Source organism: Longimicrobium sp., from assembly GCF_048594345.1.
Lineage (GTDB): Bacteria > Gemmatimonadota > Gemmatimonadetes > Longimicrobiales > Longimicrobiaceae > Longimicrobium.
On record NZ_JBMDXM010000047.1, the window covers coordinates 12863 to 35169 of the forward strand.

General features: G+C 69.8%; 20 protein-coding genes. 4 read left to right on the plus strand and 16 right to left on the minus strand.

Features of this window, described 5'->3' with window-relative positions; translation table 11 throughout:
• Window positions 1–100: 100 nt before the first annotated feature.
• From ACOJUJ_RS05335 to ACOJUJ_RS05370, 8 genes are all read right to left on the minus strand, one after another.
• The gene (locus tag ACOJUJ_RS05335; protein WP_420125815.1) at window positions 101–2641 is read right to left on the minus strand and encodes a hypothetical protein; all 2541 of its coding nucleotides are present in this window, start codon (window positions 2639–2641) and stop codon (window positions 101–103) included.
• Window positions 2642–2842: 201 nt separating this feature from the next.
• On the minus strand, window positions 2843–4831 hold the full coding sequence (ftsH, locus tag ACOJUJ_RS05340; protein ID WP_420125816.1) for an ATP-dependent zinc metalloprotease FtsH: 1989 nt from the start codon (window positions 4829–4831) through the stop codon (window positions 2843–2845).
• Between the two features lie 64 nt (window positions 4832–4895).
• The gene (gene hpt / locus ACOJUJ_RS05345; RefSeq protein WP_420125817.1) at window positions 4896–5456 is read right to left on the minus strand and encodes a hypoxanthine phosphoribosyltransferase; all 561 of its coding nucleotides are present in this window, start codon (window positions 5454–5456) and stop codon (window positions 4896–4898) included.
• Window positions 5456–6832 (minus strand): tRNA lysidine(34) synthetase TilS, encoded by a 1377-nt coding sequence (gene tilS, locus ACOJUJ_RS05350; protein ID WP_420125818.1) that lies wholly within the window; start codon window positions 6830–6832, stop codon window positions 5456–5458. Before tilS ends, hpt begins: the two co-directional genes overlap by 1 nt.
• Window positions 6833–7265: 433 nt before the next feature.
• Window positions 7266–7823, minus strand: a complete 558-nt coding sequence (locus ACOJUJ_RS05355) for a BON domain-containing protein (protein ID WP_420125819.1) — start codon at window positions 7821–7823, stop codon at window positions 7266–7268.
• An 85-nt stretch (window positions 7824–7908) separates the two neighbouring features.
• The gene (locus ACOJUJ_RS05360) at window positions 7909–8802 is read right to left on the minus strand and encodes a glycerophosphodiester phosphodiesterase (RefSeq protein ID WP_420125820.1); all 894 of its coding nucleotides are present in this window, start codon (window positions 8800–8802) and stop codon (window positions 7909–7911) included.
• Between the two features lie 13 nt (window positions 8803–8815).
• Complete coding sequence (locus tag ACOJUJ_RS05365) at window positions 8816–9331, minus strand: hypothetical protein (protein ID WP_420125821.1); 516 nt, start codon at window positions 9329–9331, stop codon at window positions 8816–8818.
• Window positions 9332–10083: 752 nt separating this feature from the next.
• A complete protein-coding gene (locus ACOJUJ_RS05370; protein WP_420125822.1) occupies window positions 10084–10350 on the minus strand; it encodes a hypothetical protein in 267 nt (88 codons plus the stop codon).
• A 138-nt stretch (window positions 10351–10488) separates the two neighbouring features.
• Here ACOJUJ_RS05370 and ACOJUJ_RS05375 point away from each other — a divergent pair, with 138 nt between their 5' ends.
• From ACOJUJ_RS05375 to ACOJUJ_RS05385, 3 genes are all read left to right on the plus strand, one after another.
• Window positions 10489–11040 (plus strand): hypothetical protein, encoded by a 552-nt coding sequence (locus ACOJUJ_RS05375; RefSeq protein WP_420125823.1) that lies wholly within the window; start codon window positions 10489–10491, stop codon window positions 11038–11040.
• A gap of 39 nt (window positions 11041–11079) precedes the next feature.
• Window positions 11080–11397 (plus strand): hypothetical protein, encoded by a 318-nt coding sequence (locus ACOJUJ_RS05380; protein WP_420125824.1) that lies wholly within the window; start codon window positions 11080–11082, stop codon window positions 11395–11397.
• A gap of 232 nt (window positions 11398–11629) precedes the next feature.
• Window positions 11630–12301: an endonuclease III domain-containing protein gene (locus tag ACOJUJ_RS05385; RefSeq protein WP_420125825.1), complete on the plus strand. Its 672-nt coding sequence runs from the start codon at window positions 11630–11632 to the stop codon at window positions 12299–12301.
• 102 nt (window positions 12302–12403) lie between these two features.
• Here ACOJUJ_RS05385 and ACOJUJ_RS05390 read toward each other — a convergent pair whose 3' ends face one another.
• Window positions 12404–12790, minus strand: a complete 387-nt coding sequence (locus tag ACOJUJ_RS05390; RefSeq protein ID WP_420125826.1) for an SWIM zinc finger family protein — start codon at window positions 12788–12790, stop codon at window positions 12404–12406.
• Between the two features lie 273 nt (window positions 12791–13063).
• Window positions 13064–13270 (minus strand): hypothetical protein, encoded by a 207-nt coding sequence (locus ACOJUJ_RS05395; protein WP_420125827.1) that lies wholly within the window; start codon window positions 13268–13270, stop codon window positions 13064–13066.
• Window positions 13271–13685: 415 nt separating this feature from the next.
• Between ACOJUJ_RS05395 and ACOJUJ_RS05400 the strand changes: the two genes are divergently transcribed.
• Complete coding sequence (locus ACOJUJ_RS05400; protein WP_420125828.1) at window positions 13686–13928, plus strand: hypothetical protein; 243 nt, start codon at window positions 13686–13688, stop codon at window positions 13926–13928.
• Between the two features lie 728 nt (window positions 13929–14656).
• On the opposite strand, the gene ACOJUJ_RS05405 is transcribed toward ACOJUJ_RS05400, so the two are convergent.
• The 6 genes from ACOJUJ_RS05405 to nuoK form a co-directional block, all read right to left on the minus strand.
• Complete coding sequence (locus ACOJUJ_RS05405; protein WP_420125829.1) at window positions 14657–15040, minus strand: hypothetical protein; 384 nt, start codon at window positions 15038–15040, stop codon at window positions 14657–14659.
• Between the two features lie 59 nt (window positions 15041–15099).
• A complete protein-coding gene (locus ACOJUJ_RS05410) occupies window positions 15100–16179 on the minus strand; it encodes an alpha/beta fold hydrolase (RefSeq protein ID WP_420125830.1) in 1080 nt (359 codons plus the stop codon).
• 84 nt (window positions 16180–16263) lie between these two features.
• A complete protein-coding gene (locus ACOJUJ_RS05415; RefSeq protein WP_420125831.1) occupies window positions 16264–17880 on the minus strand; it encodes an NADH-quinone oxidoreductase subunit N in 1617 nt (538 codons plus the stop codon).
• A gap of 13 nt (window positions 17881–17893) precedes the next feature.
• A complete protein-coding gene (locus ACOJUJ_RS05420) occupies window positions 17894–19495 on the minus strand; it encodes a complex I subunit 4 family protein (protein ID WP_420125832.1) in 1602 nt (533 codons plus the stop codon).
• A gap of 13 nt (window positions 19496–19508) precedes the next feature.
• Window positions 19509–21995 (minus strand): NADH-quinone oxidoreductase subunit L, encoded by a 2487-nt coding sequence (nuoL, locus tag ACOJUJ_RS05425; RefSeq protein WP_420125833.1) that lies wholly within the window; start codon window positions 21993–21995, stop codon window positions 19509–19511.
• Between the two features lie 5 nt (window positions 21996–22000).
• Window positions 22001–22306 (minus strand): NADH-quinone oxidoreductase subunit NuoK, encoded by a 306-nt coding sequence (gene nuoK, locus ACOJUJ_RS05430; RefSeq protein ID WP_420125834.1) that lies wholly within the window; start codon window positions 22304–22306, stop codon window positions 22001–22003.
• Between the last annotated feature and the right edge of the window lies 1 nt (window position 22307).

The window sequence follows — 22307 nt, forward strand, 5'->3', positions numbered from 1 at the left end:
ACCTGGGCACTCGTCGTCTCCATACCGCCAACCTACCGAAAGCAAAAGCGCGAAGGCAAGCCATGGCTCACCCTCGCGCCGCGCACACCCGATCCTCCGGTCACATGCGGCGCCTTGCAAGCGCCGCCATGGCGTCCACGCTGCCGCACGCACCAAAGGGGTGCAGGTGCGCCCAGCCCGTCTCCGGACCCGCCTCCCCCACCACCAGCGTCCCGCAGTCCGGGGTCAGGAACGCGGGCTCTGCTCCACGGCCCGCGTACCGCCCCAGCATGCGCCCCGAGGCGGCGTCCCACACGCGCACGCCGTCGGCCAGCCCGATGCTGACCACCAGCGCCCCGTCGGGGGAGAAGAACGCGCGGAGCACGCCCGCCTCGTGGCCGAACAGCTCCAGCTCCATGGCTCCCGTGCGCACGTTCCACACCCGGACCGCCGCGTCACGGCTCGCGGTGACCAGGCGGGAGCCGTCGGGGCTGAACGCCACGTGAAAGACCCGCGCATCGCCCGCCGCCAGCACCCTGCCGCGAGCAGGCACCGCCACGTCGAACAGCACCACCGTGCCGCCGTCGCCGCCCGTGGCAACCTGCTTTCCGTCCGGACTGTAGGCCGCGGTGTACTCGGTTCCCGCCCGGTGGTCGTACCGGCCCACGACACGGCCCGTGGTGGTCTGGACGACCAGGGTCGCCGGACCACCCGCCGCCGCACCACGGTCCCCCGGCGGTACCAGCAGGTGCAGCCCGTCGGACGTGAGGCGCGCCTCCAGGTCTTCGGTCAATCCCGCGGACGGGTGCGAAACCAGCGGCGCCAGGTCCGCCCCGCCAACGCGGCGGCCCGCGGCATCCCACACGCCCAGCCGCGCCGGTCCCAGCCGCGCCACCAGCAGCGTTCCGTCCCGGCTTCGCACGGGCATGCCCCTGGGCTGCTCGCCTCCCTGCAGTTCGGGGAGGGGGGCCCCGTAGCGCAAGCGGAACAGGTCGCCGGGAGAAACGGAAACATCCGCGTTGCGCATCCCCGGCTCCCACACCCGCGCCCGTCCGTCCGCCGCCACGGTCAGCACGCGTGCGCCGTCGCGGCTTATGGCCACCCGCCGCACCGCCGCGGCGTGTCCCCGCAGCACGGCGAGTTCGTCGCCCGTCGGCGACCACACGCGGGCGGTGCGATCGTCGCTGCCCGTAACGACCAGGGTGGGGCCGGGGCTGAACACCGCCGCGTTGACGGCACGCAGATGTCCGGAAAGGATGACGGGAAGCCCGGGCTTCTCCAGACGCCACACCCGGGCGAACTTCTCCGCCACGTCCGTGAGCCCACCCCCGCTTCCGCCGTACGCGGCCTTGTCCGCCCAGGTTACCAGCCACCCGCCTCCCGGGCTGAGGACCGCCCCCGCGAGGGGATCCGCCCCCTCCGGCATGGCCACCAGCAGGGCGCCGCTCCGTGCGTCGCGGACCTCCTGCGCCCGCCACCACTCGCCCACCACCCGAACCGGCGCATCCCCGGGCGCCACCTCACGCGGATGAGCCGCGTCCGGCTGGCAGGTACGCACGTCCACCGGCGGACCGGAGGCCGTCACCACGTGCTCGCCCCCCGCGGTAAAGCCACCCTCCTCCGCGCCGCCGATCCGGCATCCGGGCCGGCCTGAAGCGGCGTCCCACAGCTGCAGATACCGCCCCCCGTTCTTCGCTTGCACCGCGGCAAGCACCCGCGCACCGTCGGGAGAAAGGGCGCCGGAAAGGATGATGCCGCCCGAATCCGGCACCAGCTCGGCGCGAAGGGTGGAGTGGATCAACGATTCGCGGAGGGCCGCCACCGCCTCGGGCGTGCGGTCGATCCCCACCGCCTCCACGGCCAGCCGCAGGCTCTGGCGCGGATCGACGTCCAGCATCGCCACGGCGCGCGCCGCCCACTCGCGCGAGCGGGCACGGTCGCGCTGCCGCACCGCCTGAAGGGCCATCCACGACGCGGTGGTGGCGAGCACCAGCAGCAGAACCGCCACCGCCCAGGCCACCCGCACGTTGCGGCGCGCGATGCGCACGTCTTCGCCGATCAGCTCGTCCTTGCTTTTTCCGTGAATCGGCGCCGCCAGGTCCGCAACCTTGCCGCGAAAGTAGGCGTTGCGCAGGGAAAGGTCCTCGCGCGAGCGGGCGTCACGCAGGTCCACCCACAGCGGCTCTGTCGGGAACACGCCGCCGTGCAGGCGCGCGGGAAGGGCCGTGCTGAGCGTCGCGTTGAACGCGTCCGTCTCATCATCCCAATGGATTTCCCCCTCGGTCTGGACGATCAGGATGCGCTTGGCCGCGTCCCCCCGCGCAGCCGCGGGCGACCGGGTGAGCCAGTGGTCGATCTCCTTTCCCACCCATTCCGAAGCCGCCGCCTGCGGAGACGCCATGAGGATGAAGTAGCGCGACTGGTCCAGCGCGCGCTGGATGTCGGGCCACAGCTCGGGGGTGGCGGCAAGCCCCGTCTTGTCGCGGAACACGCGCAGGGCGCGGGGACGCAGCGGGTGGCGCGCCAGCCGCTGCAGCCCCTCCTGCACCCGCGGCGCCAGCTGCCCATCCGCCGAGTGGCTGTAGGAGAGAAACGCGTCGAACGCGGCGCGCCCCGCCGGCGGAGCCGACGGCGAAGCAACGGCGGGGTCGGTGCGGGTCATCCGGAAGGAGGAAAGCGGAGAGATGGTGCCCGTGGAGTTTCTGGAGAGGCCGCGGCTCGAGCCCGGCCGTGCTGCCCGGTGCAGAGGCTATGGATGCTATCGCAAGCAAAAGCGCGAAGGCAAGCCATCGCTCACCCTCGCGCCCCGCATGCACCGAAGTACGTACCGTCGTACCCCGTACCTTCGTACCCTCGTACCCCCTTACGCCAGCCGCGGCTTCAGCTCCGGTGTGGGCGGCTTTACCCGCTCGGGGGCGGGCGTCGCGACCTCTTCGATCGCGGGCGGTCCGATCTCCACCGACTTGATGGGGGGCAGCGCCTGGCCCGCCATCAGCAGGTCCACCTCTTCGCGGGAGAGCGTCTCGCGCTCCAGCAGGTTGGTGGCCACCGCGTGCAGCAGCGGCTCCTGCTCGCGCAGGGTGTCGCGGGCGCGCACCAGCGCCTCGTTCAACACGCGCGCCACCTCGGCGTCCACCAGCTCCGCCGTCTTTTCCGACACCTCGCGGCGGTGCCCCAGGTCGCGGCCAAGGAAGACCTCTTGCTCGCTTTCCGCGATCGCCACGGGTCCCACCGCGTCGGACAGGCCCCACTGCGTCACGTAGCGGCGCGCCAGGCTGGTGGCCTGCGAAATGTCGCTGCTGGCGCCCGTGGTCACCCGGTCGCGGCCAAACACCAGCTCCTCGGCCGCGCGGCCGCCGTACGTCATCACCAGCTTGGCCTCAACCTGCTGCCGGGTGATGGAAACGCGGTCGTCCTCGGGAAGCGTGAACGCCAGCCCCAGCGCCCGCCCGCGGGGCACGATGGTCACCTTGTGCAGCGGGTCGTTCCCCGGGACGGTCATCGCGCAGACGGCGTGGCCGGCCTCGTGGTACGCCGTAAGCCTGCGCTCCTCCTCCTTCATCACGAAGGAGCGGCGCTCGGCGCCCAGCATCACCTTGTCCTTGGCCTCCTCGAGGTCGGTCATGTAGACCTTGTCGCGCCCCCGACGGGCGGCCAGCAGCGCCGCCTCGTTCACCAGGTTGGCCAGGTCGGCGCCGGCCATACCGGGCGTGCCGCGGGCCAGCACGGTGATCTTCACGTCCTCGGCCAGCGGGATCTTGCGAGTGTGCACCTTGAGGATCCCCTCGCGGCCGCGCAGGTCCGGCGCATCCACCACGATCTGCCGGTCAAAGCGGCCGGGGCGCAGCAGCGCAGGGTCCAGCACGTCCGGCCGGTTAGTGGCGGCGATCAGGATCACCCCGTCGTTGCCCTCGAACCCGTCCATCTCGACGAGAAGCTGGTTGAGCGTCTGCTCGCGCTCGTCGTGCCCGCCGCCCAGCCCGGCGCCGCGGTGGCGCCCCACCGCGTCGATCTCGTCGATGAAGATGATGCAGGGCGCGTGGCTCTTGCCCTGCTCGAACAGGTCGCGCACGCGGCTGGCGCCCACGCCCACGAACATCTCCACGAAGTCGGAGCCCGACATGCTGAAGAACGGCCGCCCCGCCTCGCCCGCCACGGCGCGCGCCAGCAGCGTCTTGCCGGTGCCCGGGGGGCCCACCAGCAGCGCGCCCTTGGGGATGCGCCCGCCCAGCCGGCCGAACTTCTTGGGGTCCTTGAGGAACTCGACGATCTCCTGCAGCTCGGCCTTGGCCTCTTCGGCGCCGGCCACGTCGTCGAACGTCACCTTGGGGGTGTCGCCGGTCAGCAGCCGCGCCTTGCTCTTGCCAAACTGAAAGGCCTTGTTGCCGCTGGCCTGCATCTGCCGGAAAAAGAACACCCACAGGCCGATGATGAGCAGCCAGGGAAGCGCGCGCACCAGCACCTCGCCCCAGCCCACCTGCGGCTCCTTGGCCTTGATGCGGACGCCAGAGGCCTCCAGCTGCTTGACCATCTCTTCTTCCAGACCGTCGGGCGCGCGCGTGCTGAACGCGTGAACGGTCAGCTTGCGCTGCTCGTTGCGCCACGGCGTCTTTACGCGTCCCGTGATCTTTACGCCGTTGATGATGGTCACCTCCTGCACGTTGCGGGAGGCCACCTGGGCGCGAAAGTCGGAATAGTCGATCTCGCGCACCGGCTGGGCGCGGCTGCTGGTCACCTGGACGGCCAGGATGCTCACCATCACCAGCAGCAGCCAGAACCCCGCGGTACGCGTCACCTTCCCCATGCGCGGCGGCTGGGGCTTGGGCGTGCCACCCTTTTCTTCGTCTGCCATGGACTTCCTTCTGCCCGCGGGCTGGGGGGCCCGCGTCAAGATTAGGTCGAACCGCGAACGCCGGTCAGGGCTCGATCACGCCCACGAACGGAAGGTTGCGGTACTTCTCGGAATGGTCCAGCCCGTACCCGATCACGAACTCCTGGGGGCAGTCGAACCCCACCCAGCGCGCGTCCTTTACCACGTCCTTCGCGATGTGCTTGTGCAGCAGCGCGCAGATGTCCAGCGACTTGGGGTTCCGCTTTTCCAGGATGGGGATCAGCCGGTTGAGCGTGGTTCCGCTGTCGACGATGTCTTCCACCAGGATGACGTGCTTGCCCTCGATGCTGGCCTGCCGGGCGTACAGCAGCTTTACCTCGCCCGACGACTCCGTTCCGTCGCCGTAGCTGGAGGCGATCAGAAAGTCGACCTCGATGGGGCGCCGGATCTCGCGCACCAGGTCGCTGAGAAAGATGAAGGATCCCTTGAGCAGCCCCAGCACCAGGATGTCCTCGCCCTCGGGGATGTCGCGGGCGATCTGCTCGCCAAGCTCGGCCACGCGCGCGGCGATCTGCTCCTCGCTGAAGAGGATGCGCGAGAGGGGCTGCCCGCCGGTGCGGGCCAGGGTCTCTGCGGTGGTCGGCATCAATGCACGGAAAGGGTAATGGACGGCTCTCCCGGCGCGGGGGCGGTTCCCTCCGCGCGGGCCACGCCGGGCACCCACAGCACGGTGCCTTCGGCATCCGCCAGCACGGGGAGCGTGCCGCGTACTCGCAGCGGCACGCGCGCCTCGCCCAGCAGCTTTTTGAGCGGGCGAGTGCCCGCGCGGGTGCGCACCCGGTCGCCCGGAAGGCGCGCCCGCAGCGTGAGCGGAAAGCGCACGCGGTCGATGGCCATGCGCATCGTCCGCTCGTCGTCCACCCCGACCTCCCCTTCCACGCGCCAGCGGGCGGTCCACTCCACCCCGCCAATGCGGAAGCTCGCTTCACCCGGTTCCGCGCGCCCGATCACCAGCGATTGGTCCGGCGGCGCGTGGGGCGCCGGGCCGGCGGCGCGCTCCAGGCGCGCCGTGCCAAACTCGGTGGTGATGCGTACGCCGCCGGGGAGCGTGAAGGTCCGGCCGCTGGGTGCATGGCTGATAAACTCAAGCGCCATGCGGGTTCCCGCCCGGTCGGGGGTGGCGCCCACCCGGCGCAGCGCCACCCGCAGCACCCGCGCGGCAACCCGCCAATCATAATCCGCAAGGCGTTCGCGGACAAGCACTAGCGCGCCGTCTTCCTCGCGCAGCACCGTGTCCAGCGACGGCGCCAGCACCGCGTCCCACGCCGCCGCGTCGTCGCGCGCCAGCTCGGCCAGCCGCGCCAGGCTGCGCCGCGCTCCGGGCGCGAGGTGCCGCTCGATCTGGGGAAGCAGCCGCAGGCGGATGCGGTTTCGCGCCGGGTCTACCCGCGCGTTGGTGGCATCCTCCCGCCACGCCAGCCCCGCCGCCCGAGCGTACCGCACGATCTCCGCGCGCCAGAACGGCAGCAGCGGCCGTACCAGCCCACCCTCTCCCGCCGGCGGAATCCCCGCCAGCCCGGAAAGCCCGGTGCCCCGCAGGACGCGAAAGAGCACGGTTTCCGCCTGGTCGTCCGCGTGGTGCGCGGTAGCCAGGTGCGTGGCACTCGTCTCCGCCTGCGCGCGGCGGAGGAATGCGTAGCGCGCGTCGCGCGCCTCCTCCTCCGTGCGCGGCGCCGTCTCCGCCCGCTCCACGATCAGCGGCACGCCCCACGCGCCGCAGACGCCGCGCACCCACGCCGCGTCGCCTTCGCTTCCCGCCCGCATTCCATGGTCAAAGTGCGCCGCCGCCACCCGCAATCCCGCGTCATCCGCCGCAAAGCGCAGCAGGTGGAGCAGCGAGGTGGAATCGCATCCCCCCGACACCGCCACCAGCACGTGCGCATCCGTCCCTCGCACCCCCAGCGCGTCCAGGCTGCCGCGGAAGCGGTCGATGAAGGTGGGGCGCTGCGGGCGTGGGGGCATGAGGGGGGATCAACGGCGCGTGGATGGATGGACACGCGGGGCGCGGTGTTCGTTTGTGCGCGCGGGCCGGGGCGCGACGACGCTCGTCGAAAGGCATCGAACTGCGCCCGCCGGGGTGCCCCTCCCCCGGCCCCTCCCCGTTCGTTCCTCACGGAGAGGGGAGAACTTCGATAGCGGAACGAGCGGCATCGAACTGCGCCCGCGGGGGCCCTCACCCGCTCGCTCAGGCTCGCACCCTCTCCCGCACGCGGGAGAGGGATCAACTTCGATCCCGCGCGATGGGCTCTCCGCCGTGCTCCCTCCCCCACGCAGTTTGTGGGGGAGGGCTGGGGAGGGGGGCGGCTCACCATCCCGCACCCACCCTGTCGCAGCGGATCGAATCCATCCCCATCCCCAAGCAAACTCGCCGCCCGGGTGGGCGGCGAGCAATGGGTCAGGCGGACCGGCTGTTGCCGCCCTGTCCCCGGGGCACGCCATCCACCGGCGGGCGCTTGCCGGGGTTCACCGTGAGCTGGCAGTGCACGCCGCGCACCCCTTCCACGTCCCAGGTGTCGTCGGTGGCGTAGCGAACCTCGTGGTAGTCGGGAAGCTCGCCCTTGAGCGTCACCACGCCCTCCTTTACCTCCACCGCGATGGATTCCGCGTCCACCCAGGTGTCGTAGAACAGCGCGTCCTCCACGTCCTTGCGCACCTCCTCGTCCGGGCGGCGGCGGGTGCGAAGGCGGTGGTGGTAGGGGCCCAGGCCGTAGCGCGCGGGCCCGTATACCGGCCCCGTCTCCCATTCGCCGCCGTCAAAGTCGTCCGGAAGGCCGCCGCCGTACGGCTCGGCGCCGCGTCCGTACGTCACCTCCGGCCCGCCGCCGCCAAACCCGGTGTGCGGGCGAAAGTCGCCGCCATACGGGCCGCCGCGCGGGGCGGGACCGCGGCCAAAGTCACGGGCGTACGGGGGCCACGCGCCTGCGCGTCCGCGATCCTGGTCGTAGCGGGCCATCGATCCTCCCAGTGTTGAGCCGGAGTGTGCCGAACGGAACAAGCGGGCGGCGGACATCGTCATCCACCCCTCCCGCAAGGCGGCGTCAGGGCCGCAACAACCGTTCCAGCCACGGCTGCACCTCGTCCGCCGGCGGGCCGGGCGGCAGCGGGCGGCCCACGCGCTGGTGAAGGACCCGCGCCAGCCGGTCCGGCCGGTCGCTGATGATGCCGTCCACCCCCCAGTCCAGCAGCCGCCGCATGTCCGCCTCCTCATCCACCGTCCAGACGTGGATGGCCACGTTGTGCGCGTGCGCCTGCGCCACCCACTTCGGGTTGAGCACCTGCCTCCCGCCGCTGCGTTCCGGCATCTGGAAGGCATCCACCGGCGGACGGTACATCCGCGTGGTCCCCGTAAGGTGCAGCGCGTAAAAGGCGTACAGGTCCTGCGCGCCGGCGCTGGTGGGCCCTGGATAGTCGTGGAAGAGGGCGCGGTTGCGGCTGTCCCCCGCGGCCACCAGCACGCGGTGCTCGGCCCTGGCGTCCTGGATGGTCCGGCGCACCGCCTGCTGCGCGCGGCCGTCCTTGACCTCCACGTTCACCCGCGCGTCGGGAAGCGCTTCGAGAACTTCGTGCAGGGTGGAGAGATGGATGCCGCGGCCGCGGAAGGGGTGCGTGGCGCCGCCGTCCGGGGTGAAGCGATACCCCGCGTCCAGCCGCCGCAGCTCGTCGACGGTGAAACTGGCGACGGGGCCTAGGCCATCGGTCGTACGATCGACGGTGCCATCGTGGATGACCACACAGTCGCCGTCGCGGGTGGGATGGACGTCGATCTCCAGCAGGTCGGCGCGCCACCAGTCCAGGGCGCGCCGAAAGGCGAAGAGCGTATTTTCGGGGGCGAGAAGCGATCCGCCGCGATGGGCGATCAGCAGGGGGGCGCCGGCCAGGTACCGATGGCCCGGGCGGGCGCCGCCACGGAGGGAGATGCGGGGAAGGCGCACCGGGGCGCCGCGGTCAGGCCGCGGCTTCCAGCCGCTCCTGCTCGGCCGGGGTCAGGCCGTACAGCCGGTACAGCGCCAGATCGATCAGCCGCGCCGTCATGTGGCGCGCCCACACCAGTTGTTGCGAGTCGGCGCCGGCCTCGATCTCCGCCGACGCCTCGGCAAAGCGCTCACCCAGAAAGACGAGGATCTCCTCCACCGCGTCCGGATGCGGCCGCGCGGGGGCCAGCGCATCGGCCGGCACGCGTTCCACCAGTAGCCCCTCGATGTAGGCAAGGACGGCGGGGAACACCATCTCGGTCAGGTGGCCGCCGGGGATGAGCTCCTCGTCGGTCAGCTCTTCCCAGGAAAGCTCGTTCCAGTACAGCTCTTCGGCTTCGCGGCGGATGAACTCCAGCCGCTCGGCCGACAGGGGCTCCGCGTCCGCCGCCACCACCGTCGCCGGGCGCTGCAGCCCCGCGCAGATGCGCGTGCGGCGGCGTTCTACGTATGCCTGTCCGGTATCGGAAAGCGCGGCGTTCCTGCTCATGGACAACGGGCTCCAAAGGCTGCAAATAGGCGATTTCGGCTGGTGGGAGAACATAGACCGGGGTTCGACGGGCCGCAAGTTGGCAACGGGTGGCGGGGTGAACGGGTGAACGGGTGAACGGGTGAACGGGTGAACGGGTGAACGGGTGGCGGGTGGCGGGTGACGGGTGAAAGGTAAGTGTGGCGCGACCCTCGGGGGCCCTCTCCCCCGCCGACTTCGCCGCTCGTTCCTCGCGGCTCGCGGCGACCCCTCCCCCAACTTCGGGGGAGGGGTTGGTCGTTTCCTCAACGACTGTGCGCGCGAATGACCTTTCTCCCGCGATATTTGGGGATTCGCCGCGACGCAAGCCGTACGCGCCAACGCCCTCTCCCGCTCGCAATTTGGGGATCCGCCACGACGACAGCCGTGCGCGCAAACAACCCCTCCCCCGAAGTTGGGGGAGGGGTCGACCGCCGTTGCGAGGAACGAGCAAACGGCCGGTCGGGGGTGAGGGCCCGCGGGTCGCGCAGCCCTCACACCCTCCCGCCCAACCCACTCTGTCTCGAAGCGCGCGCCCGGACCATCCCCATAACAGTCGCTACCTCGACGTCCGTACGCGCCAACGCCCTCTCCCCTCGCAATTTCGGGATTCGCCACAACGACAGCCGTACGCGCAAACAACCCCTCCCCCGAAGTTGGGGGAGGGGTCGACCGCCGTCGCAAGGAACGAGCGAAAGGCCGGTCGGGGGAGAGGGCCCAAGGGTCGCGCAGCCCTACTTCCGCGTTACCCGCTCCGCCGCCAGGCGCCACCGCATCCGGCCGGACCAGCCGCAGCGGAGGCAGTGGCGAACGCTCACGGAGGATGCGCGCGCGAGCAGGCGGTCTACGTGGCTGGTGCGCGTGGTTTGGGAGGTCATGCGTTTACAGGTGGGGCACTCCGGCGCGTAGGGCAGGCTCCACAGGTAGTTCGCCGCCAGCCAGCTTGCGCCCAGCAGCACCGCCATCGTTATCGCCATCGTCACCACCGTTGTGATCGTCACGGCCACCGACCTCCGTTGCACCACCCGCCGCGGCCTGAAGAGTGGCCGTGGCAAACGTCTGTGCAACCGTCGTACCCCCCGCGCACGCACGGAGCTTGCTACGGAGGGTCTGGAACGCGATGCCGAAAGGAGGAGGCCATGGCAGGCAACCGCTACGACCGCGGGTGGATGGAGGGCCGCGGCTACGGACGCGAGTACGGCGCGCGCCGCGAGGCGCCTGGCCGCGGAGGACGCTACGACGCGGGGATGCGCGGTGGATACGACCGCGGCTGGAACGAGGACGTGGCGTACGGTCGCGAGCCGGGGATGATGGGCCGCGGACCGGGGGCGTTCACGCCATTGGGCTGGGATCCCATGATGCGCTGGGCGGGATGGGACCCGCTCATGGGCCTCGTTCCCTACCAGGACACGCCGCGCCAATGGTCGTACGGGCTGGAGGCGGACTACCAGCGCTACGACCACGAGTACTACCGCGGCAACACCGCCCGTGGATACGGCGGTGACTACCGGCGCCCCGGCTACGAGCGCGATTTCGGACCGCCGCGCGGGTACGACGCCCAGCAACGCGGCGTACCGCCCCGCCAGAGCCCGCTGTACGGCCGCGGCGGCGACCGCGCCCTGCGCGAGTGGGCGCGCCAGCGCGGCTACGACGTGGAGCACACCATCCGGCCGCGGCTGCCGCGGCGATGATTTCGCAGCACCTACTCACAACCCGAAGGGAAGTTGCACATGCCCAAGCGTAACCAGGATCCGGCGTTCGACCCGGAAGAGATCGAGAACGACGACCCGCTCGGCGAGCAGATGTTCGCCGAAGGCGGCTTTGAAGACGGGCCGAACGGCGGACCCGCCTTTTCCGCGCCCGGGATGGAAGAAGACGACAAGCGCCCCGGCGGCCACGGCCAAAAGGTGGCCGGTGTTCCCGAGGACCGGCAGCGCATCGTCAACTCGCCCAGCGAGCAGCGCCCCGACAGCGGCAACGCCGTCATCCACGAGCGCGGCGGCGAGAGCAAGGGCGATCCCGCCGTCGGCGGCACCCGGCCGGACTGAGGGCCAGGGAATAGGGAACAGGGAATAGGGAATAGAGGGCGCCTACCGGCGCTCCGACCCCTGACCACGCGAAGCCCCGCGCAGTTTGCGGGGCTTCCGCTTTTGTTGCGGCGAGCTTACTCGCTCCCGGACAGGTCCGGTCGTAGCGGCTCGATCCTCTTGTCCCTCGCCCCACTACCACCGTAACCTGTCCCGACGCAGTTCACTCCGCGCACTTCGGCCCCGGCCATACGTGCCTGACGACAAGCTCCCGTTCGACATTAATGCCGTCATCCGGCGCATCCGCAAGGCGGTGGAGCCGTTTCCCAAGGCGGCGATGTTCGAGCTGGCGGACCGCGGCTTCCGCACGCCGTTCCAGCAACTGGTGGCGTGCATCATCTCCATCCGCACCACGGACGAGGTGATGCTCCCCACCGCCATCAACCTTTTCGCGCACGCCTCCACGCCCGCCGGGGTCGCGCGGATGAGCGTGGACGAGATCGACGCGCTCATCCGCACCTGCGCCTTTCACTACGGCAAAGCGGGGCAGATCCACGAGATCGCGGAGCGGCTGGTGGCGGAGCACGGCGGCGAGCTGGGATGCGACGAGGCGCTGATGCTCTCCTTTCGCGGCGTCGGCCCCAAGTGCACCAACCTGGTGATGGGCGTGGCGTGCGATGAGGCACGGATCGGCGTGGACATCCACGTGCACCGCGTCACCAACCGCTGGGGCTACGTGGCCGCGCCCACGCCCGAGGCGACGATGGCCGCGCTGATGGAGGTGCTTCCGAAGCGCTACTGGGTGGAGATCAACCGGCTGCTGGTCCCCTTCGGCAAGCACGTGTGCACGGGCCGCCTGCCGAAGTGCAGCATCTGCCCGGTGCTCGCGTACTGCCGCCAGGTGGGCGTGACGGAGCACCGGTGACGGTGGATGATCGGACTTCCGCCGTGGCGGGCTCGGCCGGTGCGTGGGCCTTGGCCTGGTACGTTCCCGGCACGGCGGGAAAGCGCCATGACGTTGAAAACGTCAGCCGCCAGATGCCCCTGCCGTATCCAGCGCCGCAGCAGCGGACTCCTCGCCCTTCCGCTTGCGCCGGCGCTTTGGCGGATCGTTACGGGCCAGCAGATCACGGAGCGTATTCACCAGCCCGCCCACTTCGCGGATCACGCGCTCGTCACCCTCGCGCAGCATCGCCGCGAGAATGTGTTTGCAGATCCGTTCGCGCCACAGGTGGTCCCCGCAATCGCACCGGGTGAGCAGGCGCTCGCGCAGGTCCACCCAGTGCGGTTCGTCGCCACCGGTGACCAGGTACTGGCCGGGGGCGATGCACTCCACCTCAAGCCCCAGGCACCGTTCCAGCCGTCCCGCCTCCACGCCACCCGCCGCCTCCACGTCGATCTCGATCATCGCCATCGTCGCCGCTCCCGATCAAGGATGTGCACCGTTTTCCGCCAGCGATGATACACCTCAACACCCATTCGGTTTCGGTATTTATGCGGTTTGATACGATTCGCACGAGGTGCGCACGAGGCTGAAATCGGCGATGCGAAGCGGGAGAAACAGGCAAGGGAGAAGCCCCGTTCGGCGACGCGTGAGCGGCACCGGAACGGGGCTTCTGCAGTTTCATTATCAGGCCACGGCCTCCACCGATGGCGTCAGGTCGCCGAACGCCGGCCGCGGGTGGACCTAGCTGTCTCCCCGCTCCTCGCGCGGGTGGCCGTGGCCCTGGTTTTTGGATTCGCCGCTGGTGTCCAGGTCGCGGTCGGTGCCGCGGGTGGCGCGGTCGCTGGCGCCAAACTCCGCGCCCGAGTTGTTCTCGCCCTGCGTGCCCTCGGGCGTGTCGCCGCTGGTGACGCCGCCGGGGTGCTGGTGCGTGGTCTTGAGGTCGGACATCGTCCCTCTCCTGATCAGGTGCCTGCGAGCAATTTCCTCATCCCGTCCCCAAGCCGCCACACGGCGCAAAACTCGTTCCGGCAATGGGATACAGGATCTTCCCCCACCTGCTCGATGGCGATCCACCACTTCCCGGAGAGCATCGATCTTGCGTGCGATGCGAACCGGTGACGCGCCCGCGACAAGGGTGTTGCGCGACCCGTTCACCACGCATAGCTTCCGAACGTGGAGCCGCGCAAACGGGCAGTCCGACAGGCGGACTGCTCCGTGCCCGGCGGTCTGGAAAGGAGGTTGGGCTCTTGAAGATTTGTAACCTCGTTCGGGACCCCGCCCGCGACGCTCCGCATTCGGAACGCCCTTGCAGCACGCATGCTGCACGGGCGTTTTTCGTTTCCCGTCTTCGCAGGAGGGTGACATGCTCGATTCCGGGATGATCAACAAGATCCAGAAGGCCAAGGACTACGCCTCGGAACCGGAGCGCATTCACTTCCAGAAGCTGGAAGTGGAGTTCGACGGGCGCAACGGCAACCACAACGTGGGGTTTCAGGAAGGCCACTGGCATTGCGACTGCGATTACTTCAAGCACCACCACACCTGCAGCCACACCATGGCCATGGAGCGCGTGCTGGGCGTGATGGCCCCCGCGGAGGTCGCCTGAGCGTGGCGGCCTGAGCCGCACCCCCCGCCCCGGCGGGAGCATTCGTAACCATGATCGCCGCGGGAGAGACGGACTCTCCGGCGGCGATCGCGTTTGGGGGGAGTGCGGGAGTGCGAGAGAAATGGTGTGATGGTGTGATGGTGTGATGGTGTGATGGTGTGATGGTGTGATGGTGTGATGGTGTGGCGGTGTGCATCGGTGATCCCGCCCCACGCGAAGAACTGTCATTTCGAAGGAGCGCCGCGCCGCACCCGCCGATGCCTCGACCCCGGCGCGCGACTGAGAAATCTACCGTTGGAGTTCTCGTGGCTTTGAGTCGCGCCTACGCACTCGCGGCCACAGTCCGCGCAGGCGGACTTCGCGCCTTTCCAGCGGCGAATTTCATTCGCTCTTGGAGGGCGGACGCGCGTCAGCCAGCGGATCCGCGGTTGTGTCGCGGGTGGGCAGACCACGCCGCGCATCACCCGAACAGGCTTTGTCCGGCTACGCCGTTGCCGCAGGGGCGAGGTGGGCTGCCGCGTCCCGGTTCGAGCACGCGGCACGTAGATCCTTCGACCCTGCCGACCTGCTGCGCGAGAACAGACTTCGGTGTTGCCCGGGCCTCAGGATCACACGCCGGGGGGCTGCGGAGAGGATGGAGCCGAGGAAACACACCGCGAGTCGTTGAGACGTTTACACCCTCTCCCGCTTGCGGGAGAGGGTGCGAGCCTAGGCGAGCGGGTGAGGGCCTACGGCGCCTTCTGCGGCTGCGCGCCGGCGGGCGGAGCGGCGGTGGCGGAGGGCACGCTGTCCGGTGCGGTGGCGCCGCTCGTGGCCGGGGCCGGAGTGGGCGCCGCGCCGCCGCCGGACGCCGTGTCGCGCGAGTCCAGCTGCTCCAGGTGGATCGTGGTGTCCACGATGATCCCCATGCGCGCCGCTTCCTCGGGCGAGAGCGCCTTGGCCTCAGTTTCCACCTGCTGCGCCGACATCCCGTCCTCCCACTGCGTGTTGGCCGTATCCATCTTCACGGCCCCGCGCTCACCGCCGCCGCCACGCCCCGGACACGCCGCCAGCACCAGGCAGGCGGCCGGCAGAAACACGGGCAACAAACGGCGCAGGATCGGCTTCGGCATGGTTGCACTCCGAACTGTGTGAGCCAGGAAAAAAGATCGAGATCTCGGGCGAGCGGGCGTCAGGCGCGTGGCCCGTCGCCCTCCAGAAAGTCGCGGACGCGCTCCCACACCTCGGCGGCGCGCTCCCAGTGGGGCAGCCCGCCGGTGGGGAGCCCCACCACCTGCACGTTGAGGCGGCCGTCCAGCTCAGGCAGGCGGTCGTAGCTTTCCTGGCGGCGGCTTTCCACCGTGCCGTGCACCACCAGCACCGGCTGCCGCAGGCGGCGGAAGGTGTCGCCCGCGTCGCGCGGGAACATGCGGCCGCTCAGAAAATCGTCAAGCGGGAACGCCGCGCCGTCCATCCGCGACGTCTCCGCCCCGAACTCCACAAACTCCTCGGGCACCCCGAACTCCGGGGTGAACAGGTTCTCCTCCGCGAACCGGTACAGCGCCTCGGGCGTCGTAAGCCGGTCGTAAAAGGCGCGCTGCACGCCGGGAAGCGTGAACAGCAGCCGCGACCAGATGCGGGGGATGGCGGGCGGGTCCTTGCCCAGCCCCGTGGGCTCGATGGCCGCCAGCGCGTGCACCAGGTCCGGCCGCCGCCGCGCCACCTCGGCCGCGTACGCCGCGCCCAGCGACAGGCCGATCACGTCGGCGCCACCGGCGGGGCGCACCACGCGCTCCAGAAAGTGCTGCAGCTGGTCTTCCATCAGCCCCGGATCGTACGCCAGCTCCGGCCGGTCGCTGTGGCCAAACCCGATCCACTCCAGGGCGTAGATCGGCCGCTCCGAGTGCTTGCGAAAGGCGCGCACCAGCGGCCGCATCTCGTGCGCGCTGGCCACGGCGTTGATGGAGTGCAGGAACACCACCGGCCGTCCCGTGCCCTCGCGCACGTAGTAGGCGTAGTGGACGTCGCCCCACTTCTGGTACTGGATGGGAAGCCCCAGCGCGTTGGGCAGCTCCGTCACCGGACGCCGCCGCGCGCGCCGCGCGCCAAACACGTACATGGCGTATGCGGCGGCCGCGGCCGCGCCCAGGCCGGCGGCGGCGCGACGCGGCGTCACCAGCGGCTTCTTGCCCTTTTCCTCGTCCCTCGGCCCCTCGTCGTGGTCCGCCATCCCCGTCACCCTTTCGTCCGTTCCGCCGTCCATTGAAGCCATCGTGCAATCCTCGTGCAAACGGAAAAGCCCGGCGAGCGCGCCGGGCCGTCCTTCCGTCCATCTACCCCCCGCCAGCGCCCGCCGTCAGCGCTGCGCCTGCACCTCGGCGGCCTGCCCTTGCGGCTGAACCAGCCCCTGCTGCGCCCAGGCGAACAGCGACCGCTCGCCCCGCTCGGCCAGGCCGATCACGCTCCACCGCGTGTCCCCGGCCTCGCTGGGGTCGCGGTCGCGCCCAAACTTCATGCCGCTGACAAAGAACAGCAGCACCACCAGCACCGCCGCCGTGGCCACCCCCGCGAACGCCGGGCGCGAAAGCCGCGCCTCGGCGTGCTCGTCGGGGCCGCGGGCCGGGCGCATGTACATCACCACGATCACCCGCAGGTAGTAGAAGTACGACACCAGCGAGGCCAGCACCAGCACCACCGCCAGCGACGGCACGTTCATCCGCACCAGGGCCCGCAGGATGTACAGCTTGCCCAGGAACCCCGCCGTAAGCGGAAAGCCCGCCAGCGACAGCAGGAAGATGGAAAGCATCCCCGCCAGCCACGGCTTTTGCGAAGCGAGCCCGGCGTAGTCCTCGAGCGTGACCCGCTCCTCCGCTCCCCGCGCGTTGGCGATCACGATGCCGAACGCGCCCGCCGTCATCAGCGTGTAGATGAGGAGGTAGAACAGGAACGCCGAGGTGCCGCCCGTGAACCCCGCCAGCACCGCCGCCAGCAGGTAGCCGGCGTGCGCGATGGACGAGTACGCCAGCATGCGCTTGAGCGAGCCCTGCGTAAGCGCCAGCAGGTTCCCCGCCACCATGGTGATGGCCGCCAGCAGGTACACCGGCCGCGCCCAGTCGCCAAAGTTGCCGCCAAAGCCCACCAGGAACACGCGGATCAGCGAGGCGAACGCCGCCGCCTTTACGCCCGTCGCCATCAGCGCCGTCACCGGCGTGGGCGCGCCCTCGTACGCGTCGGGCGTCCACATGTGGAAGGGGATGGCCGCCACCTTGAAGCCGAACCCGATCAGCACCAGCGCCATGCCGGCCAGCAGCATGGTGTCGTGCCGCTCGCCGGAAAGCAGGAGCGGAAAGAAGGTGCGGATGTTGGTGGTGCCCGTGGCGCCGAACACCAGCGCGATGCCGTACAGAAAGAACGCGCTGCTGAAGGCACCCAGCAGAAAGTACTTGAGCGCGCCTTCCGTGCTGCGCGGGTCCAGCCGGTCGAAGCCCACCAGCACGTAGATGGCCACCGACATCACCTCCAGCCCGATGAAGATCATCATCAGGTCGCTGGCGCCGGCCATCAGCATCATCCCCAGCACCGCGAACAGCACCAGCGCGTAGAACTCGCCGCGGTTGATCCCCCGGCGGTCCAGGTAGCCGATGGAGATGAGGATGGTCATCACCCCCGACAGCAGGAACAGGCAGTTGGTCAGGCCGCGGAACGCGTCCACCGCCACCATCCCGTTCTCCACGTCGCGCAGCGGATCCGCCCCCATCGTCATCGCCACCAGCGGAAGGTTGGCGATGAACGTGGCCACCAGCACCACGATGGACGCCCAGGGCACCCAGCGGGCCGAGGGGCGCGACGCGCTTCCCTTCTGCAGCACGTCGCCCAGCAGCACCGCCATGGCGCCCAGGGTAAGGACGATCTCGGGAAGCAGCGCCCAGAGGTAGTCGCCCTGGCTGCTTACCAGCTCCAGCGTACGATCCATCGGTCGGGGGTCCTTATCGGTTGTCGGACGCGGCGGCCACCGGGCCGCCGGGGCCAAACTCGGGGGCCAGGCGCGACGTCCGGCTCAGCTCCAGCACGCGCGCCGCCGCCGGCTCCATGCGGTCCAGCACCGGCTTGGGGTAAAAGCCCAGCAGGATGATGAGGATCACCAGCGGGGCCAGCAGGCCGATCTCACGCGCGTTCAGGTCGGGGATGCCGCGGTTCTCCGCCCGCGACAGCGGGTTGAAGAGCATCCGCTGCACCATGGGCAGCATGTAGTACGCGGCAAAGATCACCCCCAGCGCGGCCACCAGCGCCATCCACGGACGGGACAGAAAGGCCCCTACCAGCACCAGGAACTCCGAGGCGAACCCCGCCGTCCCCGGCAGCCCGATGCTGGCCATGGCCGCGAACACCAGCAGCGTGGCAAAGACGGGGATCGACGCCGCCAGCCCGCCAAAGTCGTCGATCTCGTAGCTGTGGCGCCGCTCGTACAGCATGCCCAGCAGAAAGAACAGCATGGGCGTGGACAGGCCGTGGCCGATCATCACCAGCAGCGCGCCCTGCAGCCCCACCAGGTTGAAGGCGAAGATGCCCAGGATCACGAAGCCCAGGTGCGCCACCGAGGTGTACGCCACCAGCTTCTTTGCATTCGGCTGCACCGCCGCCACCATGGCCGCGTACAGGATGCCGATGATCCCCAGCACCATGGCCCAGGTGACCGTGCGGCTGTCGCTGGCCGCGTTGGGGAACAGCGGCAGGGCAAAGCGGATGAAGCCGTAGGTGCCCATCTTGAGCAGCACGCCCGCCAGGATCACCGAACCCGCCGTGGGCGCCTGCACGTGCGCGTGCGGCAGCCAGGTGTGGAACGGGAACATGGGCACCTTCACCGCGAACGCCAGCGCAAAGGCCAGGAACAGGAAGAACTGCTCGCGCCCCGTAAGCTGCAGCTGCAGGAAGTCGAAGTAGCTGAAGGTGGCCGCGCCGCCCATCGCCACCGGCCCGCCCGCCTGGGCCTTGTACCACAGGTACAGGATGGCCACCAGCATGAGCAGCGAGCCCACGGCCGTGTACAGGAAGAACTTGACCGCCGCGTACACCCGTTCCTTGCCGCCCCACAGGCCGATCAGGAAGTACATGGGGATCAGCATCATCTCCCAGAACACGTAGAACAGGAACATGTCCACGGCCACGAACACGCCCACCACGCCGCTGGTAAGCGCCAGCAGGCTGGCGTAGAAGCCGCGCTCGCGCTCGCGGATGTACGTCCACGAGCCCAGCACCATCAGCGGCAGCAGCAGCGTGGTCAGCAGCACCATGAACAGGCTGATGCCGTCCATCGCCAGCTGGTAGCGGATCCCCCAGTCGGGGAACCACGACACACTCACGCAGTTGCTCATGGGCACCGACGTGCCCCCCCGCAGCCCCACGCTGCAGGTGGCCCGCGGGTCGAAGAACACGAACAGGGGGATGGAGATCACGAACTCCGCCACGCCCACCCACAGCGCCACGTGCTTGGCGTTGCGCTCGCCCGACAGGTACGCCGCCACGGCGCCCAGCAGGGGAAGGACGATCAGCAGCGTAAGGATGCCGTGGCTCTGATAGAAGCTCTGCATTTGCGTTGTGCGGTCAGAAGGCCACGAAGCTGCCCAGCACCACCAGCGCGCCCACCACCAGCAGGAAGGCGTAGGTGTTCAGCTGTCCCGTCTGCGCCCGGCCGGTCCACAGCCCCAGCGCCTGCGCCATGCGGCCAAAGAAGTCGACCGTGCCGTCGATGATCCGGTCAAAGCCCCACTGCGCCCGCGACGCCACGTTCACCGTGCGCACCACGAACAGGTCGTACAGCTCGTCCACGAACCACTTGTTGTACAGCCACTTCTGCAGGGTGCCGCGGTACGCCGGCTCCTGGTCGGCGGTGCGCAGCCGCTTGTTGCGCGGCGACACCCGCAGGTGTGCCAGCGCCAGGCCGCCCAGGCCGATCACGATGGCCAGGAAGATGGGCCACGCCGCGTGCGTGGCCTCGCCGGCCTCGGCCACGTTGTTGCGCATCACCTCTTCGGCGCCCGAGATCACCGGGTGCAGCCAGTGGTGCAGCGCCGCGTCGCCGCCGATGGCGATGGCGTTGAACAGGGGCCCGATCACCGGCACGTGGTCGAACACCGCCTTTTCCACGTTCAGCAGGCCGCCGATGGTCGACAGCACGGCCAGCACGATCAGCGGCATCGTCAGCGTCCAGTCACCCTGGTGCAGGTGCTGGCGCTCCGTCTCGCTGCCGCGGAACTGGCCAAAGAAGGTGTAGATCATCATGCGGCCCATGTAAAAGGCCGTCATGAACGCCGTCAGCGTAAGGATCACGCCGATGGCCAGCATCCAGAACCACGGGTCGATCCCCACGCTGGCCAGCCCCTGCGCCAGCGGGTTGTGCCCCTCCATCCCCAGCCACGCCGCGCCGATGATCTCGTCCTTGGAAAAGAACCCGGCGAACGGCGGCACGCCCGCGATGGCCAGCGTGGCCACCGCCATGGTGACAAAGGTCCAGAACAGCGGCTTGCGCAGCCCGCCCATGTTGCGCATGTCCTGCGCGTCGGCGGTGTTGTGCGTGGCGTGGAAGGCGTGGTGCATGGAATGGATCACCGCGCCCGAGCCCAGGAACAGGCAGGCCTTGAAGAAGGCGTGCGTCATCAGGTGAAAGACGCCCGCCGCGTACGCGCCCATCCCCACCGCCGCGAACATGAAGCCCAGCTGCGACACGGTGCTGTAGGCCAGCACCTTCTTGATGTCCCACTGCTTCAGGCCGATGCTGGCCGCGAACAACGCCGTCAGCGTTCCCACGATGGCGACCACCAGCGACGCCACCGGCGCCATGGCGAAAAGCACCGACGAGCGGACGACCAGGTAGACGCCCGCCGTAACCATCGTCGCCGCGTGGATCAGCGCGGAAACCGGCGTGGGGCCGGCCATGGCGTCCGGCAGCCAGACGTACAGCGGCAGCTGCGCGCTCTTGCCGGCCGCGCCCAGAAAGAAGAACAGGCAGATCGCCGTGACCACCGCCCCGCCAAACAGGCCGCCGTACGGGCTGGTGCCCTCCGCCACGGCCCACTCCGTCACGCCGCCAAAGTCCAGCGTGCCGGCGTGGGTGAACAGCAGGAACATGGCGATCAGGAACCCGAAGTCGCCGATGCGGTTGACGATGAACGCCTTCTTCCCCGCGTCGGCGTTCGCCTTTTCCTTGAACCAGAAACCGATCAGCAGATAGCTGCACAGGCCCACGCCCTCCCAGCCCACGAACATCACGGGATAGGAAGCGCCCAGGACCAGGATGAGCATGAAGAACACGAAGAGGTTCAGGTACGCCATGAAGCGCGGGTACCCGGGATCCTCCTTCATGTAGCCGATGGAGAAGATGTGGATCAGGAAGCCCACGCCGGTGATGATGAGCGTCATCACCATCGACAGCGGGTCCAGCAGCAGGCTGAAGTCCACCTGCAGCTCGCCCGCGGGCATCCAGCTCCACCCGCGCGACACGGGGAAGCTCCCCGTCCCCCGCATGGCCAGCCAGTTCATCACCGCGATGATGAACGCGCCCAGGATGGCGCCCGGCGCCACCAGCGACGGCAGCGTGTGCGTCCACGGCTTGGGCCCCGACGGATGGTCGTGCGCGTCGTGCGCGTCATGGCCATGGGCGTCGTGCCCGTGCGCGTCGTGGGCGTGCGCGTTGTGCGAGCCGTGGTGATGCGCGTCGTGGGCGTGGTCGGCCGCGGCGGCGTCCACGGGATTGGGGCGGACGCCGACGTCCAGGCCTTCCTGCTCGCTGGGCGCGCCCGCGTGGGCGTGCGCCAGGGCCGGGGCGGCGTGAACGGCGTGCGCGTCGTGCCCGTGCGTGTCCCAGTACGGATCGCCCACCGGCGGCACCTTGGGCAGCGCGCGGCGCGCGGCCAGCAGGGCGGCCAGGCCGTTGATCAGAAAGCCGAGCAGCGGCAGGCCCAGGATCAGCCAGGGCATCACCGGGTGAAAGGCGGCGCCGTGGGCGGCCGCTTCGGCGGCGCCGTGCGAGGCCGCGGCCGCACCGTGCGCGGCGGCCGGGGCCCCGTGTTCGGCGGCTTGAAGGAGGAGCATCACCCCTACCACCTGAGCAGGCTGAAGTTCTTTACGTCCACCGACTCGCTGTGCCGGAAGACCGCGATGATGATGGCCAGCCCCACCGCGGCCTCGGCGGCGGCGACGGCGATCACGAAGAACACGAACACCTGGCCGTTCACCCCGGCGCTGGGGCTAAGGGCCACGAACGCCAGGTTCACGGCGTTGAGCATGAGCTCGATGCACATGAACAGGATGATGGCGTTGCGGCGGACGATGACCCCCGCCACGCCGATGCTGAACAGCAGGGCGCTCAGGCCCAGCGTGTACTGAAGCGGCACGCTTTCCATG